The organism is Bradyrhizobium sp. SZCCHNS30572 (assembly GCF_032484415.1).
Lineage (GTDB): Bacteria > Pseudomonadota > Alphaproteobacteria > Rhizobiales > Xanthobacteraceae > Bradyrhizobium.
In genome coordinates this window covers 1-23058 of record NZ_JAUESY010000010.1, presented here as the reverse complement: position 1 = coordinate 23058, position 23058 = coordinate 1, and the positions used below count along the sequence as shown (strand labels likewise).

General features: G+C 65.2%; 6 protein-coding genes. All 6 read right to left on the bottom strand.

Features of this window, described 5'->3' with window-relative positions; genetic code table 11:
• Positions 1-25: 25 nt before the first annotated feature.
• The 6 genes from QX048_RS27210 to QX048_RS27185 all read right to left on the bottom strand — a co-directional run bounded on the left by QX048_RS27210 (position 26) and on the right by QX048_RS27185 (position 22511).
• Positions 26-15085: a VCBS domain-containing protein gene (locus QX048_RS27210; RefSeq protein WP_315828407.1), complete on the bottom strand. Its 15060-nt coding sequence runs from the start codon at positions 15083-15085 to the stop codon at positions 26-28.
• 411 nt (positions 15086-15496) lie between these two features.
• Positions 15497-15808 carry a hypothetical protein gene (locus QX048_RS27205; protein WP_315749503.1) on the bottom strand — a complete coding sequence of 104 codons (312 nt, stop codon included), beginning with the start codon at positions 15806-15808 and terminating at the stop codon, positions 15497-15499.
• Between the two features lie 119 nt (positions 15809-15927).
• Positions 15928-16908 (bottom strand): transglutaminase-like cysteine peptidase, encoded by a 981-nt coding sequence (locus QX048_RS27200; protein ID WP_315749501.1) that lies wholly within the window; start codon positions 16906-16908, stop codon positions 15928-15930.
• A 301-nt stretch (positions 16909-17209) separates the two neighbouring features.
• Positions 17210-18544 carry an HlyD family type I secretion periplasmic adaptor subunit gene (locus QX048_RS27195; RefSeq protein ID WP_315749499.1) on the bottom strand — a complete coding sequence of 445 codons (1335 nt, stop codon included), beginning with the start codon at positions 18542-18544 and terminating at the stop codon, positions 17210-17212.
• Position 18545: 1 nt separating this feature from the next.
• Positions 18546-20729 carry a type I secretion system permease/ATPase gene (locus tag QX048_RS27190; RefSeq protein ID WP_315749497.1) on the bottom strand — a complete coding sequence of 728 codons (2184 nt, stop codon included), beginning with the start codon at positions 20727-20729 and terminating at the stop codon, positions 18546-18548.
• A 252-nt stretch (positions 20730-20981) separates the two neighbouring features.
• Positions 20982-22511: a TolC family outer membrane protein gene (locus QX048_RS27185; RefSeq protein WP_315729346.1), complete on the bottom strand. Its 1530-nt coding sequence runs from the start codon at positions 22509-22511 to the stop codon at positions 20982-20984.
• Positions 22512-23058: the final 547 nt, after the last annotated feature.

Below are 23058 nucleotides of genomic sequence, written 5' to 3'. Positions count from 1 at the left end.
CTTCTGCTGTCCCAAGCCGACCGGATCAGACGTGGACCTGCGTCTGGGCGTGGCTGTTGTCGATGATCATCTTGATCACGTCGTCGCCGGCCGTGAGGTTGCCGCCGGTGTCCTTGATCGTCGCGACGTTGGTCCAGCCGGAGCCGGCGTTGATCTGCAGCGTCAGGTCGCCGTTGTTCAGCACGCCGCTGCCGTTGGCCGAGGCCAGGCTGGTGTGCCCGCCGCTGTCGACGAAGCGCACCGCGTCGGCATGGTTGCCGGACACGCTGGCCAAGAGGCCCGAGAGGTCGATGACGTCGCCGGACGTGCCGGTCTGGAAGTCCAGGATGGTGTCGAGCCCGCCGCCGGCGAGATCACCGGCGTTCCACTTGAACGTGTCGGAGCCGCCGTTGCCGGTCAGCTTATCCGAGCCGGCGCCGCCGATCAGGACGTCGTTGCTCGAGGAACCGTTGATGACGTCGTCATAGGCCGAGCCGATGACGCCTTCCATGTTCTTGTAGGTGTCCTGGCCGATCCCGGACAAGGTCGGGCCGGTAGTGTTGCTGCTGCTCTGCGTCAGCGTGAAGGTGATGCCGGCCGTCGCATCCGAGAAGTCGAGCAGGTCGATCCCTGCCCCGCCATCGATGGTGTCGTTGCCGCCGCCGCCGCGGATGATGTCGTCGCCATCGCCGCCATTGATCGCGTTGGCAGCACTGCTGCCGATAAGGATGTCGTCGCCCGAGCCGCCGGTCACGCGCTCGATATTGGCGATCGAGCTGAAGCCGGTGGCCGTGCCGGCACCGAGATTGACCGTCACGTCCTCGCTGGTGATGTAGGTCAGCGTATCGCTGCTGCTGCCGCCGAGATCGGCGGTCACGGCCTCGATATTGCTGAGCTTGGTTCCGTTGACGTCGGTGATAACGCCGCCGGCAACCGTGACATAGATCAGATCCTGCGACGACGTCCCCTCGATGACGAACGTGTCGGTGCCGATGCCGCCGTCGACGGTGTCGACGCCGTCGTTGACGCCCCAATAGAAGGTGTCGTTGCCGGAGCCGCCGATGGTGACGTCGTTGCCGCTGCCGCCCCGGATGGAGTCGTTGCCGGCGCCGCCGTTGATGTAGTCGTTGCCGGCGCCGCCGAGCAGCGTGTCGTTGCCGCCGAGGCCGTAGATGCCGTCGTCGTCGGCACCGCCGTTGAAGTTGTTGCCGCCGCTCGACCCGATCATCACGTCGTAGCCGTTGTTGGCATTGGCCTCGAGCGGGTTGTCGACCGTGGCGGTGATCGCGTCGCCGTCGTTGGCGCTGTAGCCGGACAGCCACGGGGCCGAACCGACCACCCACGACTTGTCCGACAGCGAGTTGATGGTGAGGTTGAGCGCACCATTGTCGAGCGCATTGAAGGCCAGATAGGTCGATACGGACGATACCGAGTCGGTGGCCGTGACCTTGTAGACATACAGGCCCGCGTCGTTGTTGCTCGGATCTCCGGTGAACTGATTGCCGGTCCGGTGGATCCAGCTGTCGTCGCCGGTCGAGCTGTAGACGAGGCTGTAGGTGTAGGTGACCGTCCCCATTCCGCCCGAGAACAGCGTCGCCGCGTCCAGGCTGACCACGTTCGGCGAGTCGCTGTTCTTCGACAGCGCATAGCGTCCGTCGGCGCTCGTGGTGTCCACCACGGCCAGCGGCGCGGGCTCATTCGTGCCGCTGATGGTCACGTCGATGACCTGGCTGGCCGTGCCGTCGACCGACTTCACCGTCAGCGTGTCATGCTTGACGTCGCCATTGTTGAGCGCCTGCACGTTGGCAGCCGAATTGTTCAGCGTATAGCCCCAGTCGCCTGTCACCGCATTGAAGATGAAGGTGCCATACGTCCCCGCCAGCGAAGCCGGCGTCTGGAACTGGGCTTCTCCGCTATCGACGTCGGTGACCGTCAGGGTCCCGCCTGCCGTCAGCGTGCCGTCCTCCTTGACCGCACCGCTTGCCATGCCCGCGATCGACGCCGCATCGTTGACGCCGTTCACCGTAACGGTGACGGTCTGCATCGTCGTCCCGCCGTGACCGTCATCGATCTTCACCGTATAGGTCTGATCGATATGGTCGCTGGCGCGCAGCGACTGGATGTCGGCGTCATTGACGGCGAACGTCCAGTTCACCTTGTGGCCGGTATTGTCGACCGTGGCGCTGAACGAGCCGTAGTAGTTGCTGCCGGCCGGTGTCGTGTAGGTCACGGTCTGGGCATCGCCGTCCACGTCGGTGAAGGCGATCGCGCCGGACGCCTGCTCCACTCCCGGTGTCACGACCGTGCTGGGCTGCACCGAGATGTCGTCGATGACGGCGCCGCCGCCGCTCGCGAACTTGATGGTGGTCGACGTCGAGGTCGCGGTGAACTGGTAGGTCTGCTCCGTCCAGCCAAAGTTCCAGGCGCTCGTCGTCAGAAGGGTTGTTCCATCAACGGCTGATGTCACGGCCGTGCCGTAGGTCATCACGTAGAAGTCGACGGTATAGGTCACGCCGACGACGGTGCTGATGGTCTGGCTCATCGAGCTCGATGCGCCGTAGAAATCGGCCGAGCCGCCGTCCGTGCGGCCGCCCACGACGGTGACGGCATGGGCGCCCCCGACCGTCCACGCATCCAGCGTGTAGAAGTTGCCGTTGTAGTAGCCGAACGAGCCGTTCTGGATCAGGTTGCCGCTCGGCGCCGCATAGGAGGCGTCCTCCGTGACGCTTGCCGTGGTCGTTCCCGCCCCGAAGGTCGGCGCGTGGTTCGGCGCCGTGACCGAGCCGGTCTGGCCGCTGGTCACGTTCTCGGCAAAGCCCTGGCCGTCGGTGTAGGTGACGTTGGCCGAGATCTTGTGGCCGACGTCGTTGGAGCCCAGCGTGTAGGTCGAGCCCGTCGCGCCGTTGATGACGGCGCCGTCGCGCAGCCAGTGATAGACGACGTTCGACGCGGCACCATCCGGATCGCTGCCGAGATTGGCGGTCAGCGTCTGACCTTGCGTCGCCGTGCCCGACACCGTCACGCTCGCAGCGCCGTCATTGACCGGCGTGATGGTCAGCGTGAAGGCGTCCGAGACGGCAGATTCGCCGTCGCTGGCGTAGACCGTGACGTTGACCGTGCCTGCGAAATTGGCCGGCGGGGTGCCGCTGAAGGTGCCGGTGGTGGCGTCGAAGTGCAACCACGCCGGCAGGTTGCTGCCGTCGCTGAGGTTCGCCGACAGCGTCAGCGGGTTCGCGGTGCCATCGAAGCGGCCATCGACATCGGCAAACGTGTTCGACGGGATGGTGAAGCTGAACGGCTGATCTTCCGCCGAGCTGCGGTCGGTCAGCGCGTTCTGCAGGACCGGCGCGTCATTGTTGCCGAGGATCTGGATCGTCACCGTCTTGGCGGTGCCGTCCTCCGTGTAGACCGTGAAGCTGTCGGTCAGCGTGGTCTCGCCTTCCTTCAGCGCCTGGATTCTCGGGTCGTTGTTATAGATGCCGTAGGTCCATCTGCCATCGCTGCCGATGTCGTACCAGCCGTAGCCGTTGGCCGTGTTCGAGGACGTCGCCTGCCACACATCGTTGTGCCCGTCGACGTCGGTCGCATTGAGGTCGCCGCGGGCGATGCCGTAGAGCGGGCTGCTCTGGCTGTTCGCGATGCCGCCCTCCTCGGCGACGGTGCCGGTGGCGTCACCGCTGATCACGGCCGCGTCGTTGACGCCGGTGACCGTGATCTTGAGCGTCGCGGTGTTCGACACCGCGCCCGACGGATCCTTGTCGGTATAGGTGAAGGTGTCCACCGCGGGCACGCCCGCCGCCAGCGCATCGGCCTTGTCGGCGACATAGGTGTAGGAGCCGTCCGAATTCAGCGTCAGATGGCCGTAGGCGCCCTCGATCGAGGTGCCGACGCCCGCCCCCTGCGTCACGCTGCCGGTGCCAGCCACGACGCCCGACACGACGAGCGAGCTGACGGGGTTGTCGACGTCGCTGTCGGCCACCGAGCCGCCGGTCGAGCCGCGGATCACGCCGTTCGCCGCCGAGATGTTGAGGCTGCCATCCTCCAGCACCGCATGGGTGTCGGAGTTCGCCACCGGCGGGTGGTTGGCGGGGATGACCTCGACGCTGACGGTCTGGGTGGCACTCAGATTGCCGCCGCCGACATTGCCGTTGTCGTTGATGGTGATCGTGACCGACCCCGGATGGTCGCTGTTCGGGGTGAAGACGGCAGAGGCCAGATAGGTGTTCAGATCGCTGATCTTGAACCCGCTCATCGAGAGCGTCTGTTCAGCGTTGAAGACGCCGAGCGACGGAATGGACAACGTGCCGCCGGAGATGTCGAACCTCACGGACTCGACGACATCGCCGTCCGCGTCGGAGAAGGTGATCGCGTTCGCTCCGGTGAAGGCGAACGAGGCGCCTTCATTGGCCGTCACATGCGTCGGGGCATGGATCTCCGGCGCATCGTTGACCGGCGCCACGTTGATCGTCAGCGTGCCGGTGTCCGTCTGTCCGGCCGCATCACGCACCGTGTAATCCACGGTATCCGCGCCATAGAAGTCGGCCTTGGGCTTGTAGACATAGGTGCCGTCGGCATTGAAATGGATCGTGCCGCCCTTGGCCGTCGTGAAGTCGCCTGCCACCACGCTCAGCGTGTCGCCGGTGTCCGGGTCGTGGTCGTTGTGCAGAACGCCCTGCACCGCATTGGACACGGTCAGCGTCGTGTCCTCGTTCACGCTGGCCGTGTCATCCACGGCCGTGGGAGCATCCTCGATCGGGTTGATGTTGATCGTGATCGTCTGCGTCGCGCTCAGATTGCCGCCGCCGACATTGCCGTTGTCGTTGATGGTGATCGTGACCGATCCCGTCGCGTCGTTGTCGGCTGATGGCGTGAACACCGCCGACGCCAGATAGGTGTTCAGGTCGCTGATCTTGAACCCGCTCATCGAGAGCGTCTGGCTGGCGTTGTAGACGCCGAGAGACGGTATCGCGAACGTGCCGCCGGAGATGTCGAACCTCACGGACTCGACGACATCGCCGTCCGCATCGGAGAAGGAGAACGCGTTCGCGCCGGTGAAGGCGAATGGCGTATCCTCGTTCGTCGTCACCTGCGCCGGCGCATGGATCTGCGGCGCGTCGTTGACCGGGGTCACCGTGACATCGATCGTCTGCAGTGCGGTGTTGACGACGTCGGTGTGGACGTTGCCGTCCGACAACGTAGCCTGGTCGGTAACCTCCGCGACCACCGACAGCGAGAACGTGCCGTTGTAATTCGCGGGCGGCGTGATCTGCAGCGGACGGCTGTCGAACGCGGCGATCGCGGCGGCGCTATCGATCACCCACTTGCCGGCGTCAGCGCCGGTTCCGGCATGGCCGACCGAGAAGGTCGCGCCGGCCGGATAACCTGTAATAAGCAGCCGCAGGCTTTCGGAGCCGTCGGTGTCGGTGACGGCGGCACTGATGAGCTTCAGGTTGATCGTGGTGTCCTCGGCACCCGAGGCCGGGCCGAGATCCATGAAGCCCAGCGTCAGCGCGTCCGCCTTCGGTGCGACGTCGACCGTGACATGCGCGGTCGCGGTCCCGCCATCGCCGTCGCTGACCGTGTAATCGAAGCCGGCAACGCCCGAGAAGTTCTTGTCCGGCGTGAACACCGGATTGCCGTTGGAGAGCGAAACGGTGCCGTGCGTCGCGTTCGACACGCCGCTGACGGTCAAGGTGTTGTTGTCGACGTCGGTGTCGTTGTTGAGCAGGCTGAGCAGCGCGTTGACCGTGAGCGGGCTGTCCTCGCTCGCTTGCACCGCGTCGTCATGAGCCACCGGCGGCGTGTTGAAGACGCCGGTCAGCGTGCGCGTGCCGTCGGTGAAGGCAAAGCTCTCATAGTTCGTGAACGTATCGGTCAGGCCGTTGTGGGTGACCTGCACGCCGATCAGCGTCACGCCGTCGGTGGCGAACACCTTGGTGTAGGTCGCCTCGGCGAACTTGAAGCCGAACTTCACCGTGTCGGTGTCAGAGCCGCCGTCGGACACAACGCTGGTGTTGCCGGCAAACCGGAAGAGATCCAGCGTGTCGTTGCCGGAGCCACCGTTGAACACGATGGTCGACGGCGCGATCGCGGTGCCGCTGATATCGGTGATCGTCACCGTGTCGCTGGCAGTGCCGCCGGTGATCGTGATGCGCTCGATCTCGTCGGCGCGGATGGTCGCTCCGTTCGGACCGTCATAGCGCACCAGAATGTCGGTGGCGTTGCTGGCGGAGGGATCATTCAGCGTCGGATTGATCTCGGTGCCGGTCGAGGTCTTGCCGATGGTGAAATTGCGCGCATTTCCATCGCCCGTGATCGCGAGCACGTCGTAGTTCGGAAAGGTCGTGCCAGACTCCGAGCCGCCGTCGATGACGTCGCTGCCGTCGCCCACCGTGTAGAGGAAGGTGTCGTTGCCGGCGCCGCCGAACAGCCGGTCGCCACCTCCTCCGCCGATGATGATGTCGTTGCCGGCGCCGCCATACAGGACATCGCCGCCCACGCCGTTGCCGCCGACCAGAATGTCGTCGCCATTTGAGCCGTGGGCCTCGGTCACGCCGCCGAGCTTGTCGGTGCCGACCACCTTGTCGGTCACCGCGGCGCGGTCGGTCACGCTGTGAGCCCCGACCGTCTCGCCGAGGACCGTCGCCGAGGTATCGCCGAGATTGACGAACACCGGCGAGTTCGGCGCGTCATAGCGAGTCGTCGTCACCGTGCCGGCAGCATCGACCCGGACGGTGAAATTGTTGGTGAAGACGTCATGGTCGCGATCCTCGACCGCGAAGGCGAAATTGATGTCGAGATACTGGTCGGCCGCGCTCGAGGTCCCGATCGGCGCGGGGTGATCGAGCGGCTGCAGCAAGGTGAAGTTGTAGGAGCCGGTGCCGGTCTCCGACAGCGTCACCGTGAACACGGCCGCATCAGCCGCGTTGCCGGTCACCAGACCATTCTGCCCGATATAGCTGCCACCGCTCATGCGATAGGCGGTCAGCGTCGTGTGATCCGCCGACATCACATAGGTCAGGCCGAAGCCGAGCGAGGTCAGCCCGGAGAGCTGGTGGTCGGCCGCATCGTAGACGCGCACCGGCGACGCGCCGAGGAAGGTCACCGACGGACCGGAGCTGTCGCCATCGGCCCCATAGGTGATGCGCAGATCGACCGCGCCGGTCGAGACGCTGCCGGCTGCCTCCGAGATCGCGACGGTGTCGACGTCCTGCGACTGCGGGCTGTCGTCGTTGACGGTGATGATGATCTGATCGTGCAGCGCGACGGAATCGCCGTCGGAATCGGTGGCGGTCACCGCCGTCGACAGATCGAGCGTCAGCGTGTTGTCATGGCCGGTGCCGACATGGTCCAGCGCGCCCTTCAGACGGAACGAATACTGGCCGGTGTTGGCATCGACCTGGAATTCGAAGATCGTGACGCTGCCAGCCTTGGCGATCAGCGTGTTGTCGACCCCGATGCTGTAGGTCAGCGCCACGCCGCCCGACGTCAGCGACAGCAGCTCCGGCGCGAGGTTGGTCTTCTCGACCGTATAGGTGCCGGGCCTGTCGGCGCCGAACGACACCAGCGAGCTCAGATTGCCGGTGAAGTAGGAATCGTTGCCGTTGCCGTCGCCGTTGAGGTCGCCGCCATGGTTGCCGGTCGCGGTCACTACCGTTCCGTTCGGCAGCTCGCTCTCGTAGACTGCCGCTCTCAACACCGTCGCGGTCGCGACGGGGGTGTCGTCGTCGATCGTCACGGCGAATGACGAGCTGGCGCTGTCGCCATCCGCATCGGTGGCGGTGAAGCCGAAGGTCAGCTTGACGTCGTTCTCGTTCTGGCCGGCCGGATGATCGACGTGCTTCAGCAGCGTGAAGCTGTAGCTGCCTGCACCGGAATCATCGAGCGAGACCTTGAACACCTGGCTGGCCACCGACGGCGGGTTGCCGTTGGTCGGATTGCTGCCGGTGTAGCCATAGACCGTATTGCCGACGACCCAGAGCTTGACCTGGACGCCCTCGACCGTCAGCGAGCCCGCGTCCGAAGTGGCGTTCTGGCCGTTGGTGATGCCGCTGAACGCGACCGCGCGGTTCACGCTGCCGCTGTTGTTGTCGTCGGCGCCCCAGGAGATCGCCAGCGAGCCGTTGGCCGTGGCATTGGCACCGGCGACGTCGCCGGTGGCCGCTCCGGTGTTGCCGCCGGAAAGCCCATCCTCGTCGACGGTCCCGGCATCAGCCGTGCCGATCGCGGGCCGGCCGTTGTCGTCATTGATGGTGACGGTGAAGTTGCCGCCGGAGGCGGTATCGCCATCGGCATCGGTCGCGGTGAAGCCGAGCTTCAGCGACAGTGCATTGGTCTGGCCCGAGCCGACGTGATCGACATTGTCCAGGAGCTCGAAGGTGTAGCTGCCGGAGCCGTCGTCGGACAGCGTGATGTGGAACACCTTGCGGTCGTTCGTCGTGAGCTGGCCGCCATTGTCGTTGGCGACGCCCCAGATCTCGGTGTCCGACACGCGGATGAACTGCACCGCCGTGCCGTTCGACGTCAGCGTCGGGCTGCCTGCGCCGGTGGTCTTGACCACGTCGCCGGTATGGATCGCGCTATCGAACGCGACGCTGCGATTGGCCGCGCCCGAATTGTTGTCGTCCGCGCCCCAATTGATGTTGAGCGCGACATTGGCCGCGGTCTGGGTCTGGAACACCTCCGCCCCGGCGGATCCGGTGGTGTTCTCGGTCACCGTCGCTGCGGTCGGCGAACCGAGCACCGGCACGTCGTCCTTGACCGAGACGGTGAAGCTGTTGCTGGACGTGTCGCCGTCGCCATCGGTCGCCGTGAAGCTGAAGGACAGCTTGACGATGTTCTCGCCGCTGCCGGCGGGATGATCGAGGGTGCCGAGCAGCTTGAAGCTGTAGGAGCCGTCGTTCTGGTCGCTCAGCGACACTTCGAACACGCGGGTGCCGTGGGCGAGATCGCTGCCGGTGTAGCCGACCAGCACGCCATTCTCGAAGCTGTACTTCACCGTCTGGCCGTCCGACGTCAGCGCCAGGTTGCGGCCCGCGCTGTCCTCGGCGTCGACATTCGCGCCTGCGCTCGTGTAGCGGAAGCTGACCGAGCGGTCGCCGAGCCCGCCGCCCGAGGTCTTGTTGCTGTCGTCGGAGCCCCAGCTGATGTTGAGGTCGCCGCTGACCGCGGTCGGCTCCTTGGAGACATCGGTGCCGCCCGGCAGATCGTCCTCGTCAACGGTCCTGGCATCGCCGGCCGCCGCCACCGGCGCGGTGTCGAGCACCGTGACCTTGAAGCTGCTGGTGACGCTGTCGCCGTCGGAATCGGTGGCCTTGAAGCCGAACGTCAGCGGCAGGCTGTCATCGTTCTGGCCGGACGCCGGGTGGTCGATGTTGTCGTACAGCGTGAACTTGTAGCTTCCATCGCCGCTGTCGGACAACTGGATCGTGAAGACGGTGCGGTGATCCGCGGTGACCGCCGTCAGCAAGGTGCCGTCGCCGGAGATCGTGTAGCTGATCGCCGAGCCGTCGGAGGTCAGGCCCGCGGCGCCGGCGGCGGTCGTGAAGGCCACCGCGCGGTTGTGCCCGACACCCGTATTGTTGTCGTCGGCGCCCCAGGAGATGTCGAGGCTGCCGGTCTGGACCGTCGAGTTCGATGCATCCGGATGGCTGGTGTCGTAGCCGTCGGTCGGCAGGCTGGCCTCGCTGACGGTCTCGTCCTCGGGGCAGCCGACGGTCGGGACGTCGTCCGTCACCGCCACCGTGAAGCTGCTCGCGGCGCTGTCGCCGTCGGAATCGGTGGCCTTGAAGCCGAAGCTCAGCGCCAGGCTGTCGGTGCCCGACTTGCCATGATCGAGGTTGTCGAGCAGCGTGAACTTGTAGCTGCCGTCGCCGTCATCGCTCAGCGTGACGGTGAAAACGGTGCGGTGATCGGTGGTGACCGCGCTCAGCGTGGTGCCGTCGGACGAGACCACATAGCTGACCGCATAGCCGTTCGACGTGAGCCCGTCCGGTGCGGTCGTGTTGAAGAACGCCACCGAGCGGTTGTTGGTCGCGCCGGAATCATTGTCGTCGGCGCCCCAGGAAATCGCGAGACGGCCGGTCTGCACCGTCGAGTACGGCGAATCCGGGAACAGGACGTCATAGAGATCGGTCGGCAGGTTGGCTTCGCTGACGGTCTCGCTCTCGGCGTGTCCGATCGTCGGGACGTCGTCGACCACGGTGACGGTGAACGTGCTGCTGCTCGAATCGCCGTCGGAATCGGTCGCGGTGTAATCGAAGGTCAGCTTGACGACGTTGCTCTCCTGCCCGGCCGGATGATCGAGATTGCCGAGCAGCTTGAAGGTGTAGGTGCCGGTGCCGTCGTCATCGAGCGAGACCTCGAACACGCGCTGACCGGAATTGAGGCTGTTGCCGGTGTAGCCGACCAGCGCGCCATGATCGAAGGCGTATTTCACCTGCTGACCGTCCGACGTCAGGCCACTGAGGCCGACGTCGCTGCCGTTGGTCACATGGACGTCGTCGGCGGCGTTGGACGTATTGGCGAAGCGAACCGAGCGATCGGCGGCGCCGCTGTCGTTGTTGTCGGCACCCCATTTGATGTTGAGCGCGCCGGTCACCTGGGGATCGCGGCTGCCGCCATCGTGACCGCCGAAATCGTGACCGCCGAAATCGGGGCCGCAATCGCCACCGCCAGCGTTGAGATCAGCTTCGCTGATGCTCTTGGCCGTCCCGGTATGCGCCTCCGGGCTGTCGTCGTTGACGCTGACCTTGAACGTGCCGCTGACCTGGTCGCCGTCGGAATCCGTGGCGACGTATTTCAATGTCAGCGCGATGCTGTCCTCGGTGTTGGGCACCGGGTGGTCGAGATTGTCGAGCAGCGTGAAGCTGTAGGATCCGGAATCGAGGTCGGACAGCTTCACCGTGAACACGGCGGCATTGGCCTTGTTGCCGGTCCAGTTGCCGTTGCCGTCGATGTAATGCTGTCCATCGAAGCGGTAGGCCGTGATCAACGTGCCGCCTTCGCTGACGTCGTAGGTCAACGCGACGCCGTTCGAGGTCAGGTGCTGCGCGGCGAGCGTGGTGGTGGCGTCGGACGCGAAGGTGACGGCGCGGTCGCCGTTCACCGGGGACGCACCGGTGATCCCGACATTGCCGAGATTGTTGGCGCTGTCGCTGCCCCAGGAGATGCCGAGATCGCCCGTTGCGACGGTGTTCTGGCCGGGGACGTCGCCAGACCCGCCCGCGAGCCCGGTCGGGAGTCCGTCCTCATCGACCACGCCGGTCGCAATCTCCCGGTTCAGCACCGGCGCGTCGTCGTTGATCTTGACCGTGAAGGTGTCGGAGACCGCATCGCCATCCGAATCCGTGGCGACGAAGCCGAGGGTGAGCGTGACGTCGTCCTCGGTGTTGTGGGCCGGATGATCGATATTGTCGATCAGCGTGAAGCTGTAGGACCCCTGCCCCTGGTCGGACAGCGACACCGTGAACACCGCAGCCTTGGCCGGATCACCGGTGGCATGGCCCTCGCCGTCGACGTAGGTGTGATGCGCTTCATCGTAGCGGTAAGCGGTCAGCAGCGTGCCGTCGGGGGACACGGTGTAGGTCAGCGCGACGCCGTTCGACGTCAGATGCTGGCCGGTGAGCGTCGAGATCACGTCGGAGGCAAAGGTGACGGCGCGGTCGCCATTGACCGGCGTACCGTTGATGCCGCCGTCGACATGGCTGTTGGCACTGTCGGCGCCCCAACGGATGCCGAGGAAATCGGTCACCGTCAGATTGGCGCCGGCTGCGTCCTTGCCGTCCGAATAGGAGTTGCCGGGATTGCCGAGACCATCCTCGTCGACCACGGAGTAGCTGACGCGCTCTCCAAACACCGGAGCGTCGTCGTTGACCTCGACATTGAAGCTGCCGTGGATTGCGTCGCCGTCGGAATCGGTGGCGACGAAGCCGAAATACAGCCCTTGATTATCCTCGCTGCCGTGGACCGAATGATCGAGATTGCCGGTGAGATTGAACGTGTAGGAGCCCTGGTCCTGATCCGACAGCGAGACGGTGAACACCGTGGCGCTGGCGAGGTCCTCCGTCGGCTTGCCGTTCGCGTCGACATAGGTCTCGTGGGCGGCGTCGTAGCGATAGGCGGTCAGCAGCGTGCCGTTCTCGGAGACCTGATAGCTCAGCGCAATCCCGTTCGACGTCAGCCCCAGTTCCTCGAGCGAGGGAACGGTGTCGGCGGCGAAAGTGACGGCGCGATCACCCTTGACCGGGGCGCCATCGATGCCGCCGTCGACATGGCTGTTGGCGCTGTCGGCACCCCACAGGATCGCGAGCGTCTTGGTTACCGTGAGATCGGCGCCGGCGACGTCGCTGCCTTGCGCATAGCTGTCGCCGGCATTGCCGAGGCCGTCCTCGTCGACCACGCCGGCGCTCGGCGCATCGCCGAACACCGGCGCGTCGTCGTTGACTTTCAGGGTGAAGCTGTCGGTGACTGCGTCGCCGTCGGAATCGGTGGCGACGAAGCCGATGTTGAGCGTGATGTCGTCCTCGGTGCCGTGCACCGGGTGATCGAGATTGCCTTTCAGCTCGAACGTGTAGGAGCCGTGATCCTGATCGGACAGCGCCACGGTGAACACCGTCGCGTGGGCCGAATCCGTCGGCTTGCCGTCTGCGCCGACATAGGTCTCGTGCTCGGCGTCATAGCGATAGGCGGTCAGCAGCGTGCCGTTCTCGGACACGACGTAGGTGAGACCGAAGCCGTTCGAGGTGAGATTCTGGGCGTCGAGCGTCGCGACCACGTCGGCCGCGAAGGTCACGGCGCGGTCGCCATTGACCGGCGTGCCATCGATGCCGCCATCGACATGGCTGTTGGCGCTGTCGGCGCCCCAGCGGATGCCGAGCGTATCGGTGACCTTCAGGTCTTCGCCATAGGCGTCGCCGTCGTCCTTGTAGCTGTTGCCGGCGTTGCCGAGGCCGTCCTCGTCGACCACCGAATAGCTCGGCTTCTCGCCGAAGCTCGGTGCGTCGTCATTGACCTTCACCGTGAAGGTATCAGTGATGGCATCGCCATCGGAATCGGTCGCGACGAAGCCGATGTTGAGGGTGATGTCGTCCTCGGTGCCGTGCACCGGGTGATCCAGGTTGCCCGACAGCGCGAAGGTATAGGAGCCATGGCCCTGGTCTGACAGCGACACCGTGAACACCACGGCGCCCGACAGGCCCTCGCCTTCCAGCGGCTTGCCGTTGGCGTCGACATAGGTCTCGTGCGCGGCATCATAGCGATAGGCGGTCAGCACGGTGCCGTTCCCCGACACCTCGTAGCGCAGGGCAAAGCCGTCTGAGGTCAGATCCTTTGCCTCGAGCGAGGCCGCCACGTTCGCGGCGAAGGTGACGGCGCGGTCGCCATTGACCGGCGTTCCGTTGATGCCGCCGTCGACATTGTTGTTGGCGTCGTCGGAGCCCCAGCGGATTCCGAGCGTATCCGTGACCGTCAGGTCTTCGCCATAGGCATCATGGCCGTCGGCGTAGCTGTTGCCGGCATTGCCGAGCCCGTCTTCGTCGACCACCGAATAGCTCGGCTTCTCGCCGAAGCTCGGGCCGTCATCCGCGACGTTGACGGTGAAGGCGCTGTTGACGGGGTCGCCGTCGGCGTCGGTCGCAACCACCTTGAAGGTCAGCGGCAGCGAGGCGTCGTTGGCGCCGTTGTGGTCGATATTGTCGGACAGCGTGAAGGTGGCGCTGCCGGAGCCGGTGTCGGACAGCGACACGGTGAAGATGGTGCGTGCGCCCTCACCCTCGCCTGCGGTCGCGATGATCTCGGTGCCGTTGGCCGACAGCGTGTAGGAGATGGCCTCGCCGTTCGAGGTCAGGCCCAGCGCCTGCAAGGTCGCGATCTCGGACGCATCGAACACCAGCGAGCGGTCGCCGTCGACCACGGTGCCGTTGGAGCCGCCATCGACCTTGCTGTTGCCGTTGTCGGCGCCCCAGCCGATGTTGAGGTCCACGCTCGCGGTGGTCGGCTCGAAGCCGTCGCCGCCCACGACCTTGCCGAAGAGCTCGCTCTCGCCGCCGCCTTCGCTGCCGCCGCCGGTGTGCTCGGCGACATTGATCGCCTCGACGGTGCCGGCGACCGGCGAATCGTCGTTGACGCCGATCACGATCGTCACCGGCGCGGTGTCGCCGCTGCCGTCGATGGCGATGACGTTGATGGTGAGATTCAGCGTGTCTTCGGTGCCGAAGACCGGATGATCGAGCGGCTGCAGCAGCGTGACCGTGTAGGTCCCCGCGATCGTCGAGTTGGCGTCGAGCGTGACGGTGAAGACCTGGTTGGCGACGATCGAGGGATCGCTGCCGATATAACCGATCAGCTCCGGCTGGCCGTTGACGGTGGTGATCGCAAAATGCACCTCCTGGCCGCCGGACGTCAGCCCGGCAAGACCAGGCTGTGACGCCGCGAACGCAAAGGCGCGGCCGATCACGTCGGTGCCGAAGTCGACGTTCAGCGAACCGGTGAAGCTCGTCACCGCGCCGCCAATGTCGCCGCTGCCGCCGGGCCGGCCTTCGGACAGGCCGTCCTCGTTGAGCACCACGCTGTCGGCAACGCCGGCGATTGGCGTCGGATTCGGCGTGACCGGGTTGTCGCCGAATTTGGTGGTGGAGTCCTCGGGTCCCAGCAGCCCGAGCGGCGTGCCGACGGTCAGCGGGTCGACCTTGAACGTCCCGAAGTTCGCGCCGGCAGGCACGCCGGGCGCACCGGGCGTACCCGCGGCGGGCAGCACCGACTGGTCGGTGGTGATCGGAAACAACTCGGCGAACTGATCGCCATTGATGATTCGGTCGGGGCCGACTTCGAAGCTGACGTCCTTCAGCGGGGCGCCGTTGGCGTCGAAAACCGGGTCGATCGAGACCGTCGACTGATTGTCGAACAGGATGATCAGGCGGTCGCCGATCTTGACGAAGGTCAGCCGCTCGCTGGCGATATCGCTGAAATCGATCTGGCTCTGGCCGTCGAGATGAACCGTAACGGCTTGGTTGCCCGGCGGTTTCCCGATCTTGAGGTGCTTGGCCGAGGCGCTGGATGGCTGCGTGGACGTGCCGGTCAACTGGGCCAGCAGGACAGGAGCATTCATGCGCCAAAACCTCCAAATATGGGGCGCTTTGGTGGCGCTCCATTTCTATCGTTAAACTATTATTAAACGAGAATACGGGTCAATATTACCGGTTCTTGTTAATCGGATTTTAGGGACTTTGGGTAAATGCAGTCAAGTGCAGCGGCATTTATGAAGGGAAACAAGGCTGTGCCTATGCTTCCGTCCCCCGCGAGGCAGGGGCGGAACGACAAGAATAAATGGAGACAGAGCCCGGAGAATTACTGCTAATTGGCAGTTATTCGATCACACAATACTTGGGGAACAACACGCACGCTGTTGGGAATAAAAGCTTGCCGCCATGAAACGGCCGAAATGGAACCGGCCTCTCGCGAATTATTTGCGAAAGGCAGGAACTATTCTTGAGGAGCGTCGAAGTCGCGGCAGATTGCCTCAGATGCGACTGACCACGCAGGCCACCGGTTCGTATTTGCGGAAATACAACAATGCCTGGTCACCGATGCCATCGAGCCACACGCCGCGGCCCGCATAGCGATAGCCGTCGCCCATCGGGACGAGACGGACCGGAATCGCACGGTGAGGATGGAGGTAGAGTTGCGCGGTAACGATCTCGCCCGGCGCGAGCACGGGACGAGAGCGCAGCACGTAGCTGCCGCCATTCTCGCAGGCGATCGAAAACGCAGCGCCCGGCAGCATCACCGCGTGAGCCTGTGCACCGCCGATGAATCCACCGATCGCCGACAAGGCCAATGCCCCGCAAACCATGACTTGCTTGATATTCACCGCAGCCCCCTGCTCGCCAGCTTCCCTGCGCGCATTAAGACCGCAAATGACCTCGGCTACAAGCCGTTCACCTGCGACATTCAGAGCAGCAGCGGCCGCCCCGGATTCCCGCCGCCGATGTCGGCCTCCGCCGCCGGCGTGACGTCGCTCTCGCTTTCGTGGTGCAGCCGCTCGGCATAGGGCGCAGCGAACAGGCTGACGCCGCGGTGATCGATGGCAAACAACGGCATGAAGGACTGCAGATCGCGGCCTTCCATCAGAGCGGCCCGCCGGTTGTCGAGCACGGACCATTTGCCGTCGAGCCGCACGGCGACGACGGCGTGATCCTGCCGCACGGCGAGGTCTCGGACCAGCAGCAGCTTGAGATCCGATTCGGGCGTCCCCGCCGCCAGCAGCAGCGCGTATTTGGCAATCGAGTAGTCTTCGCAGTCACCGAGTCCACTGCGCAAGGTCTGCAGTGGCGAACTCCAGACGTCCGGCAGGCCGTGTTGCTGATCGTCGCTGACGTAGCGCACCGCCTGGTTGACGCCGCGATTGATCATTTCCGCGCGCGTGCGGCCGTCGCTCACCGCAGACGCCGACCGGGTCAGCGCGACGAAGAGGCGCTCCGAGGCCGAGCAGCGCGCGTCATCGCGGTTGCAACGTTCGACCGAGATCCGCTCGCTCGCCATCGCCCCCTGAATGCCGCGCCACTTCACCCACAGCACACCCTCGGGTGCGCGGAACGTCATCAGGCCGAACGGCTCGTCGCTGGGAGTCGCGACCGCGGGTCCCTGCGGAGCGTCGCTGACTGATCCCGCAGGCCCGGCCGGGTCGGTCGATGCGACTTCCACAGCAGCGGAGGCGGAGCGACGCAGGCCGTCATGCTTGGCAAGCACGGCATTGATGGTGAAGAAACGGACGGGCGGCGGTACCGGCAGCGCGCCATCCGCAGTGCCTTGCGGAGATCTACGATTTGAAGTCTCGGCGAACGCAGCGCCGGCACAACCGGCCACGACCGACAACACCAGCGCAAGTCCCAGCGCGCGCGGGAGAACCCGCGGCCGATCGATCCGCAACATCAGTGACGCCCCGTATGCTCCGGGGCATCGGCCGACGTCATCGCGTCGATCCCTGTCCCGGTTGTTATCGGATCAGGGATAGGGCCGGCGCTGCTGCGGGCCGGTTAAACCGCGGTGATGTTCGCCGCCAAGCTGCGAACGCGACTAATCACGGCCGACCAAATCGCGTCGCATTTGAACGATTCAGATTTTGGCAACGCTGTCCGCCGCACGGGGCGCCCCGGATGAGCGCAGCGGCATTCTGGGTCACACGCGCTTTCGTGGAGAACCCCGGTTTCGGTGCGCTCGCGCGGACGCCTGCTCAGCGCTCGCGCAGCGCCTCGTCACGCAGCATGCGGGCAGGCTTGACCAGATAGTCCAGCACCGATTTCTTGCCCGTCAGGATCTCCACGGTCGCGACCATGCCTGGGAGGATCGGAAGCGGCTGCTGGGCGGTGCCGAGATGGTTCTTCTCGGTGCGCACCATCACGCGATAGAAGGTCTCGCCGCGCTCGTTCTTGTCGCCCTTCTCATCGGTGATCGTGTCGGCACTGATGCGCTCGACGCGCCCGTGCAACGAGCCGTACACAGATGAATCATAGGCGCTGAGCTTGACCACCGCCTCGTGGTTGGGACGGATGAAGGCGATGTCCTGCGGACGGATGCGGCCCTCGACCAGCAGCGTGTCGTCGAGCGGCGTGATCTCCATCAGGCTGGCGCCCGGCGCGACCACCGCGCCGATGGTGGTGACGTTGAGCTTGTTGACGATGCCGCGCACCGGCGAGCGCAGCTCGGTGCGCCGCACCCGGTCCTGGGCCGACTTGATGTTCTCGTCGAGCACTGCGAGATCGCCGCGGGACTTGGCGAGATCGTCTTCGGCCTGCGCGCGGAAGGCGGTGACGATGTTGAGCCGGCGCGAGCGCGCCTCCTGCACCGCCGCCTCGGTCTTCACGATGCTCGCCTGCACCACCGCGAGCTGGCCGCGCATGTCGGTCGCCTGGCGGTCGGCGCGCAGCATCTCGATCTCCGGCACCACCTTCTGGTCGAACAGCTTGCGGGTCAGTCCCAGCTCGCGATTGAGCAGCGCCAGCGTCTCCGAGAAGCGCTTCTCGGTGGCCCTGAGCTCGTCGATCTCCTTGCTCTTCTGCTGTTCCTGCTGCTGCACCACGTCGATGTCCTGCGCGAGCTTGCGTGCATGGGCGTCGAACACCGCGCGCTCGGTCTGCACCGCGCGCGGGGCGTCGGCGACGAGGTCGTCGGGAAACTCGACCGGGCTGCGGCCCTCGGTCTCCGCCGCGAGCCGGATCACCCGGGCCGCCATCGCGCCGCGGCGCTCGCGGATCTCGCCGAACTGCGAGGCGAAATTGGTGTCCTCGATGCGCGCCAGCGGCTGATCCTTCTCGACGATCGCGCCTTCCTGCACCAGGAGGTCGGCGATGATGCCGCCTTCCAGCGACTGCACCACCTGGGTCTGGCGCGACGGCACGACCTTGCCGTTGCCGCGCTTGACCTCGTCGAGCACGGCGAAATGCGCCCAGATCAGGAAGGTGAAGAACAGGCCGAGCGAGGCGAGCAGCAGCATCCGCGCCGTCTTCGGCGTGCGCAGCTCGACGGCAGCCCTGATGTCGTTGGAGAACGCGAAATCGCTGTGCGCCATGTCACCTCGTCCCCTGGACCGGCTTCACCGCGTGGCTCGCGGCCGGCGCCGCCGCGGGCTGCTGCGGACGCAGCATGGTGAGGATCTGCGCGGTCGGCCCGTCGGCGACGATCTTGCCGGAGTCGAATACCAGGATGCGGTCGACCAGCGACAACAACGACGGTCGGTGGGTCGAGACGATGATGGACATCTCGCCTTTGGCCAGAGACTTCAGGCGCTCGAGGAATTCGCCCTCGCTGCGGACGTCGAAATGCGCGGTCGGCTCGTCGAGGAACAGCACGCGCGGCTTGCGGATCAGGACGCGCGCGAGCCCGATCGCCTGCTTCTGCCCGCCCGACAGGCTGCGGCCGCCTTCGGCGATCATCATCTCGTAGCCCTGCGGATGACCGGCGATGAAGGTCTCGACGCCGGCGAGCCGCGCGGCCTCCAGCACCTCCTCATCGGTCGCCGCCGGACGGCCGAGCGTGATGTTGTCGCGCAGCTTGCCGTAGAACAGGTCGGTATCCTGCAGCACGAAGCCGATGCCGGCGCGCAGATCGGCCGGGTCGTATTGCTGGATGTCGATCCCATCGATCAGGATGCTGCCTTCGGTCGGCGGATAGAACGCGGTGGCGAGGCGACCGACCGTGGTCTTGCCCGAGCCGACGCGACCGATGATGCCGATCTTCTCGCCGGGCTTGATGTCGAAGGAGACGTTGTCGAGCGCCTTGGTCTGGCTTCCCGGATAGGAGAAGCTGACATTCTTGAACTGGATGCGGCCCTGGTTGATCTCGCGCGCGACGTAGATCTTCTCCGGCGGACGCTCACGGTCCAGCGACATCAGCCGGTCGATCGAGCGCAACGCCGACGTCGTCTGGGTGAAGCGCGTCATCAGGCCGGCGATGCCTGCGATCGGACCGAGCACGCGACCCGACAGCATGTTGGCCGCCACCAGCGCGCCGACCGAGAGCTTGCCGTCGAGGATCAGGAACACGCCGACGACGACCAGCAGCAGGCTGCAGAACTGGCTCGCGACGCTCGCCGCTGTCATCGCCATCGAGGCCCAGAACTGGACGTCCTCGCTGGAGCGCGCCTGCGCCGCCACCGAACGCTCCCACACCGTCTGCACCCGGCTCTCGCCGGCCACCGCGCGGACCGTCTCCATCCCGTTGAGCGATTCCACGAGAATGCCGTGACGCGCGGCGGATTGCGCCTGCATCTGCCGCATCGCGCGTTCGAGCGGCCGCTGGATCAGCAGCCCGACGGCGATCATCACCGGCAGCATCAGCAGCGGAATCCAGGCGATGGGACCGGCGATGATGAACAGCACGATGATGAACACGACCGCGAACAGCATGTCGGTCGCCGACACCACGGTGCCGGAGGTAAAGAACTCGCGCACCGAATCGAAGTCGCGGAGCTGATTGGCGAGGATGCCGACCGATGGCGGCCGCTTGTCCATCTTCAGCGACATCACGTGCTCGAAGATGTTCGCGGCGAGCACCACGTCGATCTTCTTTCCGGTCATGTCGATGATGCGGCTGCGCACCACCTTGAGCAGGAAGTCGAATCCGATGGCCAACATGAGGCCAACGCCGAGTGCGACCAGCGAGGGGATCGCGCCGTTCGGGATCACGCGGTCGTAGACGCTCATCGTGAACAGGGGCGCGGCCAGCGCCAGGATGTTGACGATGAACGCGGCGATCGCGACATGGCCGTAATTGGCGCCGAAGCGGCTGACCACCGACCAGAACCAGTGCGTCTTCGGCACTTCACCGGCTGCCGCCACGCGCGGATCGGCAATTGTGGCGGGCCGCACCAGATAGGCGAAGCCGACATACCGCGCCGCGACCGCCTCGAAGCGCTCGATCGCCGGCTGTTCGCGGCGCGAAGGATCGATGATGGTGAGACGGCCGGCGGCCTCGTCGATCGTCAGCAGGATGCGCGTGGTGCCGTCGTGAAACATCAGCACGCAGGGCAGCACCAGCGCGGGAATATCGCTCAGCGGCCGTTCGACCAGTTGCGCCTCGAGCCCGGCCCGCTGCGCGGCGCGCTCGTAGAGCGCGATGCTGAGCACGCCGCTGTCGAGCGGCAATCCGGACAGCAGCGCGCTGCGGCTCAGGGCGCGGCCGTGATGAGCAGCGAGGTAAAGCAGACTGTCACTGAGAGGATCAGCTGCTGGTGCGGCTGCGCTCATCTGGGGCATCACGTGCGCCGTCTCTTCGAGCTCGAACCTTGTCGGACGAATGTTCAACGACGCCTCGGAAATCCATCTGGCCCACCGAGCAACGCGGACCGGCACCCATTGCTTCTTGCTAATAATTTGCCTTAGCCTAATTCTTTGGCCCGCACTTGGCTTTTCTGAGATTTTTACAGGTGTTTCGCGACAAACTCAGCGCAAAGTAAATGCGTATGGTGAAAAGCCGGCGCGACATGCACCGGCTCTTGTTAGTCTCACCTATTTCGGCGCGTGCCCGTTGGGGCTCTGAGCGTATCCGCCGTATTTTCCGGACGCGACGAACAGCGTCGTATCCTCGGGATCGCTCGAGGCCCACCGATCGCCAAAGGTAATCGGCGCGGGATGCTTCGGCGTACCGTCATGCAGGCCGAACATCGGCACCGGACCGGCGGAGCTCAGCGGCTGCGGTCCGGGCGCCGGCGCACTCAGCCGAATGGGCGCCAGGCTGTAGCCGATGAAGCCACTCGGCGTGTCCACCGGCTCGGTCTCCGGCGGATGCCCGGTCTTCAGGTAGTTCAGCATCTGGCCCATCGCGGCGAGCAGCTGATAGTCGGCAAACACCACCACACCGCGCGCCGACACCAGCGACACGTTGGCGTTGAAGTACTGGTTCTGGGAGTTCAAGAGATCGATCAGCGTGCGCTGGCCGAGCTCATACTCCTTGTTGTAGGCGACGAACGTGCGGCGGGCCGCTTCGACATCGCGGACAAGAGCTGAGACGCGATCGGCGGTGATGATCCGGGCCGCCCAGGCCTTGTCGATCGACTCCAGCGCATCGCGCTGCAGACGAGCATGCTTCTGCTGCTCCTGGATCATCCGCTGCGCGGCTTCTTCGCGGCGCCAGCTGTTCTGGCCGCCGTTGAAGATATCCCAGGATGCAACGACCTTGCCGCTGACCTCGTCGTAACGATTGTTGTAGGTGATCGATTCCTTGCCGGTCGTCGCGCGGCCTTCGAGCGAAAGCGTCGGCAGGAAGGTGCCGGTGGTGGCATCGAATCCCCGCTTGGCGGCCGTCACATCCGCCGCGGCAGCGCGCAGGGTCGGATTGAACTTGTAGGCGATGTCGAGCGATTCCGCCTTGTCCCGCGGCATGTCGGACAGCCGGCCGGGGAAACGCAGGTTATAAGGCTCGACGCCGACGACCTTGCGGTACTTCGCGCGCGCCACTTCGAGGCTGAGACGGAATTCCTCGAGCACGGCCTGCGCTGCCGCAACCCGTTCCTCGGCCTGCTGCGTGTCGCCCTCGCCGGCCCGGCCGCCCTGGAAACGGGCCAGCACGTTCTTGCGCAGTTCGAGATGAACCTTGAGGTTCTTCTCGGCCAGAGCGACCAGCCTGGAGTAGCGCACCACGTCGACATAGGCTTCGGCGGCATCGAGACCAATCAGTTCGGTTCGCTCCAGCACGCGGTACGCGGCGGCATCGACCCGCGCGGCCTGTCGCCACACTTCATTGATCGAGGAAAAGCCATCGAACAGCAATTGACGGACCACCACGCCGGCCTCGCGGCCGCGCAGGTAGCGGCCATTGTTGCTCGGCGCCGGCGAGACATACTGCTTGAGCATCTCCGGTCCGGCGCTCGCATCGAGCCGGACCTGCGGCAGCAGCGTCCCCTGGGACTGGCGAAGCTCGGCTTCGGTGGCCCGCCGATTGGCGGCGGCCTCTCCGACACCGGGATTGGTCTTCACCGCCTGGTTGATGGCGTCCTGGATGGTGAACGGCTCAGCGCCCAATGCCGGGCTAAAGCTCATTCCCACAACACATATGAAAATGGGTGTATATACGATCTTCAACATAGGGAACCGATAACAAACCCGAGATCGGCTCGCAATGTGACTCGCCACATTTGCGGCGAAAAGCCGCCCGGTTGTGGCAGAATAGCTACGCTCCGCCATATTCCTCAGGGCAAAGATTTCAGAATCTGAAGCGAAATCAAGGTCGTGGGGATGACGTGAGGCTGAGGCGGTGATTTAAAGTCAGCTATTTATTTCATAAAGAAAAATCTCGCGTCAGAGAATGTCGAGTTTTTCGTGTTTATCTTCAATATGGACCGCTTCCGCGGCATTAACTGAGATGTCGCAGCCGGGGCCCTCAACCCGAGACGGCGGAACGGCAACAGGCGATCAGTCGCCCGCCATTGCCACGTCGGCCCCGCAGATGTCGGAAGCCTGGGTTCTGGCGCGTCGTCACGACAGCCGTGAGCGATCGCCGCCCAGGGATCGCGGTCGTGTCCCCGGAGGTGGTGTAGCTCGGTGGAGCAAAGCCGCCCGGACGCGCGCTCCCAAATAGCGCCGTAGC